The sequence below is a fragment of the Altererythrobacter sp. B11 genome (genome assembly GCF_003569745.1).
In the GTDB taxonomy this organism is placed as follows: domain Bacteria; phylum Pseudomonadota; class Alphaproteobacteria; order Sphingomonadales; family Sphingomonadaceae; genus Croceibacterium_C.
Genome location: NZ_AP018498.1, coordinates 2,820,689 through 2,834,537, shown reverse-complemented (window position 1 = coordinate 2,834,537; position 13,849 = coordinate 2,820,689). Strand labels below are relative to the sequence as shown.

Sequence of the window (13,849 nt, the reverse complement as noted above, 5' to 3'; positions counted from 1 at the left end):
TCTCGGTGAGAATGCCGAACCCATGTTCTTGCAGCGCCGCCTTAACGCGCCCGTGCGCGGCTTCGATGTCTCCTGCTTTGATGGTCTCGGCAAAGTAGTAGCTCACTTTCGTTTCCTGTGTTGTTGCGGGCCGGCCTAGGTGCCGAAAGTGCCGGATCGTGCCGATTGAGGTGGTCATGCACGCGCGGCGCACAGAGCCATTCATCACCCGGTCCGACGACGCGGCGCCGGCAACTTGCTGAGAGGCGTGCCTGAGCGAACTCCAAATTGCCACAAGCTCCGCACCACGGTTGCTTGGGCCGCCTAGGTCGAAATCGCAGGACAGTCCCGTTGATCATCACGCTCAGCCACCTTCAACCGGGCCAGCACCACGCCGTGGGTAATGGCAAGCCACCTGACGGACTTCGCCCGCGCTCAGAGGATAGCTTCTGTCGCCGATCACAAGCCGGCTGGGCCCATTCCAGCTCTCGGATGCAGACACGCTGATGCGGCCGCCTTCGATTTCGACATCGAGCCACTGACCGCGGTGGCGAATGCGAAAGCTCAGGCCTTGCAGCTCGTGTGGAAGGCAAGGGTCGAGCCGCAGCATGTCGTCGCGAATTTCCAGGCCGGTCTGCCCGCGCTGGATCAGATCAACCGTACCGGCCATGGCGCCAAGATGAATGCCCTCTGGCGTCGTCCCTCCCTGTACATCGGCAATGTCGCTCTCCAGAGCCTCTTTCAGCTGCATCCAGGATTCCGCGCGGTTCGATCGGGCCAGAACCCACGAATGGACAATCCCGCTCAGCGTCGAGCCGTTGGAAGTTCGTCGTAGATAATAATCGACGGTTCGCGGGATCATCTCGCTCTCGAAGCTAAAGCCAAGACGGCTAAACAATTGTTCCAGTTCTTCGGACGAAAAGAGATAAAACAGCATCAGCACGTCGGCCTGCTTTGATGCCTTGTAGCGATTGACGGTGTCTCCCTCGGCCTCAAGGATGCGATCGAGCCGGCGAATGTCTCCGTACCTCTCTCGGTAAGCCTCCCACTCGAACTCCAGCAGCCTTTCATAACCTTCGAACTGGCTGATCACTCCTTCGTGGAACGGCACCATCAGCTTGCGGCCGATCTCATCCCAGGCGGCGAGGTCCTCCGCGCTGAGGCCGAGTGATTCGTCGAGTTCGGTCCGCCGTTCAGCATCGAGGTGGTTGCGGGCCTCCAATGCGCGACCGAGCACCCAGGCTGCCATGACATTGGTGTAGGCGTTGTTGTCGAGTCCGGGCGTATCTGACCAGGGATAGCGATCGTGGAATTCGTCCGGGCCCATTACGCCGCGAATTTCGTATCGGCCGCGAATTGGGTTGAAGACTGCTATGCTCGCCCAGAATCGGGCGATCTCGAATAGCATTTCCGCGCCGTAAAATGACAGGAACTCGTGATCTCCCGTCGCCTGGTAATAGCGCCAGACATTGTACGCGATGGCGGCGTTGACATGACGTTGCAGGTGCGAGTTGTCGGGCAACCAGCGGCCGGATTTGGGGTTGAGATGGAGCACCTGCGTCTCCTCCCGCCCGTCGCTGCCGCTCTGCCACGGGTACATGGCGCCGCGATATCCGCTCTCGCTCGCCAGCCATCGTGCCATGGGCAGCCTGCGATGCCGGTAGCACAGCAGCGCGCGCGTGATCTCGGGGATGCGCAGGTTGAAGAAAGGGAAGACGAAGAGTTCGTCCCAGAAGATATGCCCCCGATACGCCTCGCCATGAAGGCCGCGCGCGGGCACACCGGCATCGAGATCGACGCTGTGCGGTGAAACGGTCTGCAGCAAATGAAAGATATGCAGCCGCAGGATCATCTGCGTGCGCTTTCGTCCCTCCATACTGATGTCGCAGCGGCGCCACAGTTGCGACCAGGCGCGGGCGTGATCCTCGAGCAGCGCCGCAAAGCGCCCTGCCTTGCGCAGCGTGTTCCGCGCCGCCTGCTCGGGACTCGAAATAGCCCGGTCACGCGAAGTGTGTAGCGCGACAATCTTTTCGATCGTGACGGGGCTTCCTTCGGCCACCTCGAAAGAGAGCGCGTGAGCGGCATAACCGTGATTTTGCCGGAACTGGCGTTCGCTCTTTATCCGTTCGTTGTTGCTGTAAGCGCGAGTTTGGGCCGCCTCGGCGATCCGGATATGCGATTGGCTGGTCTCAGCGACGAGAAGGAGTCCGTCCTCACCAAGCTCCTCGGCGATCAATGGAATGAGGTGCTTGCCATCGAGCTGGCGGTAGCGCGTAACGCCGCTGTTGGTCACTCGTCCGTCGAGGGCGGACAGCACTTCGATGCCCCCCGACCAGTTGTCTGGTGCAAGCGTCCATTCTATCGCGGCAAGGTGGGGCGAACCCATGTGGACGAGACGGCGGGCGGTGAGACGCGTTTCCCTCCCTTCGCGGTCGCGCACGCGCATTACGCGCCGGAGCACGCCTTGCTCGAGGTCCAGCTCCTGGCGGTAGGAGAGGATCTGGGAGCTGGGCAGATTGAGCCACTCGCCGCCCTCCGGCCGGAAGTTGAGCGGGAGCCAGTTCGGCAGGTTGACGAGATCCTCATTTTCGACCGGCCGCCCGGCAATGTCCGTCACCAGACGATTGTATCCGCCCGCCAGGTACGTGCCGGGATAGTGGGTTTCGTCCGCATCGCTCTCTTCCGCGGCGCCGCGGGTCGCGAAATAGCCGTTGCCGAGCGTGCACAGCGCTTCGCGCAAGGCTTCCTGGTCCGGGTCGAAGCCGTCATAGGCAAGGGTCCAACTAGCCACGACGCGCCAGCTTTCGAGAGAGGGAGCCCAGAAACTGCTCGACCGCCTGGGTGTCCGACAATTTATACTGCGCTAAGGTATGGCGGTCAGCGTTCGTCACCAGGATGCCGATCCCCCGACCTGACAGTGCGGCAAACGCGTCTTCGTCCGTATCGTCGTCGCCGACATAGAGCGGCACGACGTCTTCTGCTTCGAGATCGAGCGCGGACAACAGCCAGAGAACGGCTTTGCCCTTGTCCCAGTCCAAATCCGGACGCAACTCGAAAACCTTCTTGCCGGTCGTTTGCCTCAGGCCATGGCGTTCAGCCGCCGTCTCCGCGGCGCGTTTGATTCGCGTGATTTGCCTTCGCGCCACCAGACGGTAGTGGACAGCGATGGCGAACTTCTTGCGTTCGAGCAGAACGCCTTCGATGTCGCCAATCTCGGCCTGGAGCAGTGCTTCGGCACGGTCCAGCGCCGAAAGAAAGGCGGAAGCGCCTTCATGCTCCTCATGCAAGCCATCGGGACCTGCGATGTCGAAGCCATGACTTCCAGCATAGACGAGACCGTCTAGGCCCACCAGACGAGCCACCTCCGCGCGGTCGCGCCCGCTGACGATGGCGACATGGCAATGCGAGGCAAGATCCGCGAGGATCCCCCGCATTTCGGCGGACAGGACGGCAAGTTCTGGCCGGGCGACGATCGGCGTCAGCGTGCCGTCGTAGTCGAGAAAAACGGCCGGACGCTTTCTGGAAAATAGTGCGCATATGCCGGCCGTGCAGGAGAGGGCGTCGGGCAGCAGATCGGCGGTCTGATGATACTGGATCGGAGGAATCGGGCGAAGCTCCAGTTCGGCAAGATCCTCAACCACGATATGGGCACCATTTGCTTTCATGGCAGCCGCAACGCCGGTCCGGTCGATACCGATCACGAGTCCGAAGCCGCCCGCCCTGCCGGCCGCTACACCGGCAATGGCATCTTCTATGACAACCGAGTGTTGCGGGGGCGTTTCCAGGCGCCGCGCTGCTTCGAGAAAGGTATCTGGCCGCGGCTTTCCTGCCAGCGAAAGCCGTTCGGCTTCCACGCCGTCGATCCGCACGTCGAAAATCCCTTTCAGACCGGCTGCATCGAGGACAGCCGATGCGTTCTTGCTTGAGGAGACGAGAGCGGTTTTCACGCCTTGACGGCGAAGCTCTCGGATGAAGGCAACGCTGGTTTCGAAGACTTCTACGCCGCTATCTGCCAGCTGCTCCTGGAAGAAACGATTCTTGCGGTTGCCGAGACCACAGATCGTCTCGCGATCAGGCGGATCGGCAGGATCGCCATGGGGCAGGCTGATCTTGCGCGATACGAGGAAGCTGCGCACTCCCTCGTATCGGGGCATGCCATCGATGAAGCGTCGGTAGTCCTCTTCTCCGAACGCTCGATATGGCTTGCCGCGCCGGTTTGTACGCTGGGCAAGGTATTCGTCGAACAATTGCTTCCATGCCGCTGCATGCAGCTGCGCCGTATTGGTGACCACGCCGTCAAGGTCAAAGAGGAAGGCCGCGTAACCCTCTTCATGCGGATCGGCCGGACCAGGGCTCATCGCTTTGCTGTGTCTCCGTTCTGCGGCGGTCCACCGATGACCGGCATCAGCGCTCTGCCCTACTTCGAGTGATGAAGCTTCTTTTCTCCCTGCGGGCGCACAAGAGAGGCTCCCAAGAAGAAGGACTACCATTAGACGAACGCGCTGCTGGCGCATTACACCGGTGCGCGCGCCGCTCGCTCCTGCGGTGGTCCTCCGGACGGGCAAGTTTGCGGCATGGGCCGGGGAGACGACCGACGTATCGGCGCGGCTTTTCACCTGTCGGCGGTTCTCGAAAGGACCATGGGAGCGGCCCGCGCGTAACAAATCGGCATAAGCAACGTCTGTCGCACGATGTCCGGCTCGAGATCACAGAAGACTTGCTACGCTGCCCTTGGCGGGCGGCGCTACCCGGTTGCTGTCCATCGGCCGGCATCGTGTCCAGGATAGCTGGGAGGAGCTGGCGAATGAAGACGATTGTGACATTGACTCTGAATCCCTCGATTGACGGCTCTGCCGAGGCGGACTTGGTGCGACCGGTTCACAAGATCCGAACGTCCGATGAACGCTATGACCCTGGAGGAGGCGGTATCAATGTGGCCCGGGTCATCCGGGAGCTGGGTGGCCCTGCACTTGCGATGTATCTGGCCGGCGGCGCGACCGGCAGTGTGCTCGACGACCTTCTCGAAACCGCATTGATTGCACACCGTCGTATACCGATCGAGGACCATACCCGCATCAGCCACGCAGTCTTTGAACGCTCGAGCGGCGAGGAATATCGCTTCGTCCCCGCGGGCCCGCTCGTGATGGAGTGGGAATGGCGCGCAATCCTGGAGGCCCTCGAAGATATCGATTGCGAATACCTCGTCGCCAGCGGCAGCTTGCCGCGTGCTGTTCCCGACGATTTCTATGAGACCGTAGCTGCCCTGGCGCACCGCAAGGGAATTCGACTGGTTCTCGATACGTCGGGAAGCGCGCTTCGTGCCGGGCTTGTTCGCGGCGTCCACCTGGTGAAGCCCAGCCTTGGCGAACTCGAGGCGCTGGTCGGACGCAGGCTCGCCGACGGCGCGGCACAAGAGGCGGCGGCCAGGGAACTCATTGATGCTGGTTCGGCAGAGATGGTGGCCCTGACGCTTGGGCGCGACGGTGCGCTGCTCGTGACCGCTCAAGCCGCGCTACGTCAGCCGGCGCTCGACGTGGTCGCGAAGAGCGCGGTCGGCGCTGGCGACAGCTTCGTCGCGGCGATGACACTCGCTTTGGCGCAGGGCCGCGATGAGCAAGATGCCTTCGCCTACGGCATGGCGGCAGGCGCTGCCGCCGTACTGTCGCCTGGCACTGGCCTGTGCCGCCGTGAAGATGTCGAGCGGCTTTACGGCGAACTGAGCAGGCAAATTCCGCCTCGGCCGTGAGCGCACCGGAAAGTCGAACAACGGAAAAGACAAACCAATGTTGGCGCTCGTTGGAGCGAACCCGGTAGGGCGCCCGGCCGGCCGACTTAGATGCGCGGCGTTGACATAGCTCAATGCCGGCCGAGGCATTCGCGTGTCAGGTGCCCCCGATGGCGACCGGGCCATCGGATATGTCGGTGCCGCTCCAGTGAGAAAAGCTTCTGCAAGAAACCCCAATCGTGCTGCAAGCTTGCGCCGCTTGGTGCTCTCCTTGTTGCTGGCGCTCGGCCTGAACTTTCTTCATCTCGATGCGGCCGTGTTCGCGGCTCCGGTCGCGCCATCCACTTCGCAAGTAGCCGAACTGGAAGAGCATTGCACGACCGGCGCGGTTCACAAACAGTCCCCTGCACCCGCTGGCCATTGCCGCTCGTCGATCTGCTGCGCGGTTCTGCCCGATAGCACCTTGTCTCGTCGCGCCGCACCGACAACCGGAGCATGGTCGATCGGGCCAGCGGACGCTTTTGATCCTGCACTCCTCGAACAAGAGATCCCACCGCCCCGGCTCACCGCGTAAATCCGGCTTTCCGCGGTGGGTACACGCGGGTCCTTTGCGATCCGAACCCCCCTTTTGATTTCCTCTCGGCATGGAGGTCTTACTATGCCAACCTTAACACATAACGGGCCATTCCGACCCTCGTCTGCGCTCGGCGAGGACGCCGTCATCCAACGACTGACCGAGTGTCGCGCCGAATTCATGCGGTACTTCCAACGGCGGCTGAGCCGTACCGAGGAAGCGGAAGATGCGTTTCAGGATTTCTGCGTCAAAGTCCTTCGGGCCGCCCGGGAACCGCAGGACAACGGGAAGGTGGACGCCTGGCTTCGCCGGGTCCTGCGCAATTCGCTTATTGACCACTATCGGCGGCGCGCGGCGCGGCAGCGGGGCAGGGATGCCTATGAAGCCGAGCCCCGGGAAATGGCGGATACTCCCGAAACGGACTACGATGAAAATCCATGCACTTGCGTTCAGGACGCCTTGCCGGCGCTTCGCTCGGATTACGCCGAGATCATTCGGCGCGTCGATCTCGAAGGAGAACCGCGAGAAACTATTTCGGCTGATCTCGGGCTCACGTCCAACAATATCGGAGTGCGCCTGCACAGGGCGCGTAGGGCGATGAAGGATCAGATCGAAAAGCGCTGTTCCACCTGCCATTTCAGGAACTCCGGCGACTGCGATTGTCGTCCTATAGCGCACGGGGCGCACCGGAACAGCGAACACGATGGTCTGAAAGGAGCTGCCATTGCGGCGTCCTTCTTCTGACTTGCGCGCCACCTGTTGTCCATTGTGCGAGACAGGGGAGGATTGGCGGCATGGCGCGCCCTGGCAGGGCCAGGAAGGAGTGGAGTGATCGTTTGAATATCAAACGCCCTCGCATCGTCAGAAGAGCAGTCAATCACATCGGGATTCTAACCAAGATCATTTCACCCAATGGATCAGACTGCTCCTCTGGCACGCGCCGGTTCTCCTGACAGAGGGTGATCCCGGCAAGGCGCGGTATCGGTGCGGGCGGAGGCGTTCTGGCAATTCCGAGGGCATTGGCCGTGCGGCTTGGATCGCCCGCCTGGTGTTCGTGGTGCGCCGGATGCGAGAGTGCACTGCATCGGCCACCAGCGAGCCCGAGGACGGTCCGATCGGTTGCGCCATCGCGCTAGCGGGTCACGTCACCGCGGCTCAAGGGCCGCAGGGATTCGGCAGGTATATTCGTCGAGGCGCAGGCCCCTCAAAGGTCAGACCCAAGCTTCACTTCCGTTAAGGCACACTTGCATCAATCGAGGTCTGAAAAGCCTTTATAGGCAGGCTTGCCTGTAACAACCGCTACGCCACTGCGTCGATAATGGCTGGAGACGCACATTGACGCATGACGACCCATTGCCGGATGATGATCCGGACATCGCCGCCCGGGCAGCGGATGCTGCAGTTCGCCGCGCGCTCGTCGAAGGCCATCGGCAAATACTAGGTTTTCTTCGCCGGAGACTGGGCAGCGGGGATGAGGCCGAGGAGGTCCTGCAGATGTTCATGCTCCGCGCTGTCGAGCGGTCTGCTGACCTGCGCGATGTGCGCAGCGTTCGTGGCTGGCTCAGCCGCATTCTCGCCACGACAATCGTTGATCACCAGCGTCGAGCCAGCAAACGGCGTAAACGGGAGGAAATCGTGGATCCCTTCGATCTCGAGGAACTGTCGATCGAGCCGGATGACGAGCTCGAAGAGGCGATCTGCAATTGTCTTTACAAGCTCTTGCCAACTCTCAAGCCGGAATATGCCGAAGTGATCTGGCGCATAGACTTGCTAGAAGAACCCCGCGACCGCGTCGCGGCGAGCCTTGGTGTTAGTCTAAACAATATCACCGTCAGGCTCCATCGCGGTCGTCAGGCGCTCAAGAAGCGGCTGGAAGAAATGTGCATGACCTGCCCGGTTCATGGTTTCCTCGACTGTCGATGTGACGAGGCAGAGCGATGGCGCCGCCGCCGCGGGCAACTGGGCGGATGCGCCAAAATATAGTGACCGCGCCGTCAACACGACCTGGACGGCAGATGGGGTGGGTAACCGTTGAAGTCAGGAGCTGGTCCTGACCTGACGGCCCGGCAGTTTAGAAACCTTGGCTGAGGTCCTCAAGCGCAGATAGGTTGGAGAGATGGACGATGCCAGCTTCGCGAAGTTCTATGAACCCACCCTTTTTCAGATGGGTGAAGGTACGGCTTACGGTTTCTACCGTGAGACCGAGATAGTCGGCGATATCGGTCCGGGTCATGGGCAGTATGACAGGATCAGTGGTTCCTCCGGACCGCGCGGCGCGGCGGGATAGCATGAGGAGGAATGTGGAGACCCGTTCGCGCGCGGTCTTGCGGCCGAGCAGCACCATATGGTCCTGTGCGGCCGCAAGTTCGTTGGATGCTATCCCGAGAAGCCGCCGCTCGATGCCCGGAAAGTCCGTCAGCATGGCAGCGAACTGCTTGCGGGGGAATCGGCAACATCGCACCCGCGTGACTGCCTCTGCACTGCAGCCGTATCTTTCCAGGAAAGAGAGCCCGAGGAAGTCACCGGCAAACAGAAAACCGGTAATCTGTTGCCGGCCATCGGGTAACAGCTTGTAGACTTTTACCGTACCGTCGGTGACATTGAAAAGGTGGTCTGCCGGGTCGCCTTCGGTCACGAAAATCTGATGCCGAGCAATGTCCTGCACGCTGGTAATCGCGGCAAGTCGGTCAAGATCGCAATCGTCGATCGCATCGCATACACTGAGGACGCGCGCGGCACATGCAGCGCAGGGTTCCGGCAAGAGCTCCTTTCCGGACGAGAGTGACTGTACTTGCTGTGCGCATGCGCTCTTCATGGACTTCCTTCGTCCACCAATTTTTAGCTTAACAATTGAGACACATCAAGGAACTCCGCGATCCCCGCATTATCAACTGCTGCGGTGATGGAGTTGTGAATGCCGCACGAGATGAATTTCGGGAATCCGATCAGCGTCGCCCCGCTCCGGAGCACGCAAATCGGCCAGGCGTTTCCTCTTGTCCGAGAAGTCGCACCCATTTTGATGTTCGAGCAATGGATCCGGATTGCCAGTCCCCTGACATTGGAAGATAAATTCGACAGACGCGGAATTCTCGCAGCGACAGTCGCTTCTGGCCACCTTTATGGGCTGTGCCTGTACCGAGTCGAACCGCTTAAGAGTCCCAAGCCCCTTGTAGCACATTATCTCGCCACGTTCGGCATCGGTCAGCAGGCGCCGGTCGCCCGGTCTCTGGTCGCTGCCATTGACAGCCTCGCGTTCCGACTTGGCTGCGAGATCATACAGACCAGCGTTGCCTCATCACAGCGGAGCGTTCGCGCCTGTCTCGAGGCGGCCGGTCATCGTATCCGTCAGGTGGAATTTTCCAAGTATATTGGAGACGCGGAGGATAACCAAATGCCGGCACGATACACCGATCTATCATGGCTCGAACAGTGGCACCGGGGCGACGATATTTCCTCCGCGGCAAAGCGAGGATAAGCGCGGTCCTCACTCGCCGCTCCTGACCTTTCGCTAAGGCGCCTCTGTAACAATGCCGGTGCTCGCGCGTCTCTCTCGAGGTCAGCCCGCCGGTTTTGATGGCGACCCGGCCAGGCGGTTTTTCCAGAGAGGAGGTTGGCATGAGGATGGAATGGCTGCGGCGCGATGCACGGATGCATGCGATAGCTCTCGGTGGACGCGCGCGGCAAGGGGACGCGCGGCGTTTCCCTGCCGTACGAGTTCTTACAGCCCGGAAAGCGCGACTCGGCAATTGCGACCAGAGGCAATCCATTCTTGGTCCGCGCTCATCGCCCCGCGACTGCGACATCAGGCCTCGCATTGATCCTGTCGGAGGCACCGGATACCAGGGTCGACTCTACGAGACTGTCGCCGCCGGCAACCGTCCGTCCGCGCGATTTCCCAGGGGCCAGTGGCCGGCGCGCGGGCACTTCTCGAAAGCCGCGCTATGAGCGCGAGAGTCCGATTGCGGGCATCATGATCGGTCGGCTTCTCCACATTGGCGCACGGGCTATAGGTCTGCTCGGCCTCGCTGCGTATGAGCGATTGCGCCGCACACCGCCCGATCGCTCGTGCTTACCACGCCGCGCCCGCATTTCGCTTGAACGGCTCGGTCCGACATTCGTCAAGCTCGGGCAGACATTGAGCTTGCGCCGGGATTTGTTGTCCGAGCGGTGGCTCGATGAACTGGGGCGGCTGCAGGATAATGTCGAGCCTTTTCCAGGTGCTGAGGCGCAACAGGCGGTCGAGGAAGCCTTTGGCCAGTCGACCGAGCAACTCTTTGCGACTTTCGAGACCAAACCTTTGGCGGCCGCGTCCATTGCGCAGGTCCACCGCGCCCGTCTGCACAACGGGCGCGCGGTCATCGTCAAGATTCGCCGGCCCGCAATCCGCGCCCGCATCGACCGCGACATGCGTGCGCTGGTCGCTACCACCCGGTTACTCATAATCATTGCCCCCCGACTTGAGCGCCTTCAACCGCTGCGTCTCGTCGACGAAATATGGGCTAATCTGCGCAAGGAAACCGATTTCCGGCAAGAGGCACGCAACATCCGCCGTTTCAACGAAGCCTTTCGCGACTGGCCGTCGCTCTTTATCCCCAATGTAATTGACGACCTTCAAACCGAGACCGTTCTGGTCCAGGAAATGAGCGGTGGGACGGGGATTGCCGACCCTTCGGTTGATGGCCCTCGCCTGGCGGAAGTACTTGTCGACGCCTATCTTAACCAGTTCTTCGTCATCGGGCTCTTCCACGGCGATCCACACCCCGGCAATTTATTCGTCACGCCTGATGGAAGACTGTGCTTCCACGACTTTGGTCTGACAGGATATCTCGATAACCGTACACGCCGCGCGCTCGCGTTTTTCCTTCAGGCCTTCGTAAGTGGCGACCCGCTGTGGATGCTGGATTCAGCGATCGACCTGGGGCTGCTCCATCAGGTCGATGACCGATCCGCGTTTATCAGGGGCATCGACGAAATACTCGCCGACTATGCGTCACTGCCATTGAAAGACTGGTCGCTTGCCGAGGCGGTCCTGCGGGTTGCGCATCTGGGTCCTGACGACAAGGTTATGTTGCCGCAAAACCTCGTGGTTCTGATGCGGACCCTATTCCTCATCGAGAGCGCTCTGCGTACGCTCGATCCGGACCTCAAAATCCTCGATACGCTGCTGGCGCGCGGTCGCGACGTGATGAAACGCCTCCTGAGTGATGAGACGGGCAATGGTGGCCGCGCTCGTTTGAAGGCAGAAGCCGCGCTGGCAGCCCATGACTTGCCCGGCGTGCTCGCGGCCTTTCTCCGGCGCCTGCAGAGCGATGGCTTCCACCCCGCCATAATTGTCCGGCACGAGGGACTGGAAACCATCGAAGCTCACCTCGACAGGACCGGCAACCGGCTCGCCTTGGCGCTCGTGACCCTGGGCCTCTACATCGCGGCGTCCCTTTTGATGCTGCACAGCGCCGGGCCACGGGTGCTGGGCAACGTCCCGCTGCTCGCGCTCCTCGGCTATTTATTGGCGTTGGGGTTATCATTCCGACTGGTCGGGGCGGTCGGGCGGTCAGGCCGGCTATAGAAGGATTGACCGATGGACAGCCAGCGAGAATCAATCAACCTGAGGAGAATGACGTGAATGGAAATCGAAAGATCCGCGTAGCCGTCAACGGTTATGGTGTCATCGGCAAACGGGTGGCCGACGCGGTTGCCCGGCAGGACGATATGGAACTCGCAGGGGTTTCCGACATCAACGCCGACTGGCGCTCACGCATGGTGACGCAAAAGGGCTATCGGCTATTTGGTGCGGCGAAAGAACAGGCCGACCTCATGCGTGAAGCCGGACTCAATGTGAGCGGAACGCTTGAGGATCTGCTCGCAGCAGCCGACCTGGTCGTCGATTGCACGCCGAAGCACGTAGCGGCCAAGAATGTCGAAATCTACCGGCAGGTGGGTATCAAATTCATCGTTCAGGGCGGCGAGAAGCATACGGTCACCGGGCATTCGTTCGTGGCCGAGTCGAGTTACGTGGGCGCGCTCGATCGGGAGAGCACCCGCGTTGTTTCCTGCAACACGACCTCGATTGTCCGGACGTTGAGCGCGCTGAAAAATGCCGGCCTGCTCCGCCGGGCCCGGGGTACGTTGCTGCGCCGCGCCACCGACCCGTGGGAGAGTCATCTCGGCGGAATCATGAATACGTTGGTTCCCGAACCCGAAATTCCTAGCCATCAGGGGCCTGATGCAAAGAGTGTCGATTCCGAGCTCGATGTCGTCACTATGGCGGTAAAGGTACCCGAAACCCTGGCGCACCTGCACTACTGGGCGGTGCAACTGACCCGCCCGGCGGAAAAGGAAGAGGTCCTCGAGGCCTTTCGTTCGTCAAGCCGCATCGCACTCATCCGCATGGCAGATGGACTGACGGCCATCAACACCGTGAAGGAGTTGATGGCCGATCTCGGCCGGCCTCACGACAACCTCTACGAAGTAGCCCTGTGGTCGGACATGCTGAAGGTGGAAGGGGATGAACTCTTCTACGGTTACATGGTCGATAACCAGGCGATCGTCATTCCTGAAACGATCGACGCAATAAGGGCTCTGGTCGGGCAAATTCGTGATCCGAATGAATCCATTGCCAGGACCAATACCGCGCTCGGCATCGGTACCATCGCCAAAGCTCTGGGACATCAATGATGAAGATGAAACACATTATGACACCCTCGGTCGTTTCGGTTACGCCTGAGACACCGATCCCGGAGGTTGCCCGGCTCCTTCTTGAGCGGCATATCAGTGCCGTGCCGGTGATCGATGCCAGCGGCGAGCTCAGGGGTATTGTTAGCGAAGGGGACCTGCTGCGCAGGACCGAGGACGGTAGCCATCCGCACGGTTCCTGGTGGTTGAGACATTTCTCCAAAAAGGGGGCAAGCGCGGCGGATTATGTGAAGGCACGCGGGCGCTCCGCCGCAGACGTGATGACGCCCGAAGTAGTTACCGTCACGGAGGATTCCCTGAGCAGCGAAGTGGCACACCTGCTCGAAACCCAAAGGATCAAGCGTGTTCCGGTCATGCGCGAGGACAAAGTAGTCGGCATTGTCAGTCGCGCCGATCTTATACGCGGTCTGGCCGCGGGCAAAGACATGGCGTCTCCCCCCGTGTCAGTCGCAGACGAGACAATCCGCGAACAGCTTCTCAAGGAACTCGAGCAAGCGGATTGGGCCCCGTCCTACGGTATCAGCGTGATTGTCGCAGACGGGATCGTGCGTATCTGGGGCCTTGTGGATTCGCAGGATCAAGTGGACGCGCTCCGGGTCGCAGCCGAGAATGTCCCGGGCGTAAAGGGTCTGGAACTGAGCGTCGAAACAATGCCTCCCTATGCCTGGGGGGCTTATGGCTGGGTCGCCTGAAGGCTCTGTCTGAACACGACGCGGGCAAGGGCAAAAATGGTGGATCGCTCCATTGGGGCAGCGGTTCATGCCGGATGCCCTTAGCGCGCACCATCGCAGGGGGTTGATCAGGGATACCTGAGCCTGGTGCCGCCATAAGCGTCGTGCCGTGATCGCTACGACCCGGAGCATGATCAAAGCGAGCAA

11 protein-coding genes are annotated in these 13,849 nt (G+C 61.0%); 8 read left to right on the top strand and 3 right to left on the bottom strand.

Annotation, left to right across the window (positions count from 1 at the left end; genetic code table 11):
- Window positions 1–343: 343 nt before the first annotated feature.
- Together AEB_RS13430 and otsB are read right to left on the bottom strand one after the other, a co-directional pair.
- On the bottom strand, window positions 344–2,770 hold the full coding sequence (locus AEB_RS13430) for a glycoside hydrolase family 65 protein (protein WP_119083604.1): 2,427 nt from the start codon (window positions 2,768–2,770) through the stop codon (window positions 344–346).
- Window positions 2,763–4,337, bottom strand: coding sequence for a trehalose-phosphatase (gene otsB / locus AEB_RS13425; protein ID WP_119083603.1), 1,575 nt, complete (start codon window positions 4,335–4,337; stop codon window positions 2,763–2,765). Before otsB ends, AEB_RS13430 begins: the two co-directional genes overlap by 8 nt.
- A gap of 446 nt (window positions 4,338–4,783) precedes the next feature.
- On the opposite strand from otsB, the gene AEB_RS13420 reads away from it, so the two are divergent.
- The 4 genes from AEB_RS13420 to AEB_RS13405 all read left to right on the top strand — a co-directional run bounded on the left by AEB_RS13420 (window position 4,784) and on the right by AEB_RS13405 (window position 8,261).
- Window positions 4,784–5,725 (top strand): 1-phosphofructokinase family hexose kinase, encoded by a 942-nt coding sequence (locus tag AEB_RS13420; RefSeq protein WP_119083602.1) that lies wholly within the window; start codon window positions 4,784–4,786, stop codon window positions 5,723–5,725.
- Window positions 5,726–5,975: 250 nt separating this feature from the next.
- Entirely contained in the window at window positions 5,976–6,278 is a 303-nt protein-coding gene (locus tag AEB_RS18210) for a hypothetical protein (protein WP_172593104.1), read from the top strand.
- 84 nt (window positions 6,279–6,362) lie between these two features.
- Window positions 6,363–7,022 (top strand): sigma-70 family RNA polymerase sigma factor, encoded by a 660-nt coding sequence (locus AEB_RS18640; protein WP_119083600.1) that lies wholly within the window; start codon window positions 6,363–6,365, stop codon window positions 7,020–7,022.
- A gap of 591 nt (window positions 7,023–7,613) precedes the next feature.
- Window positions 7,614–8,261 carry an RNA polymerase sigma factor gene (locus AEB_RS13405; RefSeq protein ID WP_119083599.1) on the top strand — a complete coding sequence of 216 codons (648 nt, stop codon included), beginning with the start codon at window positions 7,614–7,616 and terminating at the stop codon, window positions 8,259–8,261.
- Between the two features lie 88 nt (window positions 8,262–8,349).
- Here the strand turns inward: AEB_RS13405 and AEB_RS13400 are convergent, their stop codons facing one another.
- Window positions 8,350–9,039 carry a Crp/Fnr family transcriptional regulator gene (locus tag AEB_RS13400; RefSeq protein ID WP_231958725.1) on the bottom strand — a complete coding sequence of 230 codons (690 nt, stop codon included), beginning with the start codon at window positions 9,037–9,039 and terminating at the stop codon, window positions 8,350–8,352.
- 153 nt (window positions 9,040–9,192) lie between these two features.
- Between AEB_RS13400 and AEB_RS13395 the strand changes: the two genes are divergently transcribed.
- The 4 genes from AEB_RS13395 to AEB_RS13380 all read left to right on the top strand — a co-directional run bounded on the left by AEB_RS13395 (window position 9,193) and on the right by AEB_RS13380 (window position 13,663).
- A complete protein-coding gene (locus tag AEB_RS13395; RefSeq protein ID WP_145985312.1) occupies window positions 9,193–9,753 on the top strand; it encodes a hypothetical protein in 561 nt (186 codons plus the stop codon).
- A gap of 495 nt (window positions 9,754–10,248) precedes the next feature.
- A complete protein-coding gene (locus AEB_RS13390) occupies window positions 10,249–11,844 on the top strand; it encodes an ABC1 kinase family protein (RefSeq protein ID WP_066850937.1) in 1,596 nt (531 codons plus the stop codon).
- A 5-nt stretch (window positions 11,845–11,849) separates the two neighbouring features.
- Complete coding sequence (locus AEB_RS13385; protein WP_231958723.1) at window positions 11,850–12,953, top strand: type II glyceraldehyde-3-phosphate dehydrogenase; 1,104 nt, start codon at window positions 11,850–11,852, stop codon at window positions 12,951–12,953.
- Window positions 12,950–13,663, top strand: a complete 714-nt coding sequence (locus tag AEB_RS13380) for a CBS domain-containing protein (RefSeq protein WP_197714440.1) — start codon at window positions 12,950–12,952, stop codon at window positions 13,661–13,663. The genes AEB_RS13385 and AEB_RS13380 overlap by 4 nt, the downstream gene beginning before the upstream one ends.
- Window positions 13,664–13,849: the final 186 nt, after the last annotated feature.

Excerpts from the sequence above, each read along its gene's own strand:
- otsB (WP_119083603.1), bottom strand. The coding sequence starts at position 4,337 with ATGAGCCCTGGTCCGGCCGATCCGCATGAAGAGGGTTACGCGGCCTTC.
- AEB_RS13420 (WP_119083602.1), top strand. The coding sequence starts at position 4,784 with ATGAAGACGATTGTGACATTGACTCTGAATCCCTCGATTGACGGCTCT.
- AEB_RS18640 (WP_119083600.1), top strand. The coding sequence starts at position 6,363 with ATGCCAACCTTAACACATAACGGGCCATTCCGACCCTCGTCTGCGCTC.
- AEB_RS13395 (WP_145985312.1), top strand. The coding sequence starts at position 9,193 with ATGCCGCACGAGATGAATTTCGGGAATCCGATCAGCGTCGCCCCGCTC.
- AEB_RS13390 (WP_066850937.1), top strand. The coding sequence starts at position 10,249 with ATGATCGGTCGGCTTCTCCACATTGGCGCACGGGCTATAGGTCTGCTC.
- AEB_RS13380 (WP_197714440.1), top strand. The coding sequence starts at position 12,950 with ATGATGAAGATGAAACACATTATGACACCCTCGGTCGTTTCGGTTACG.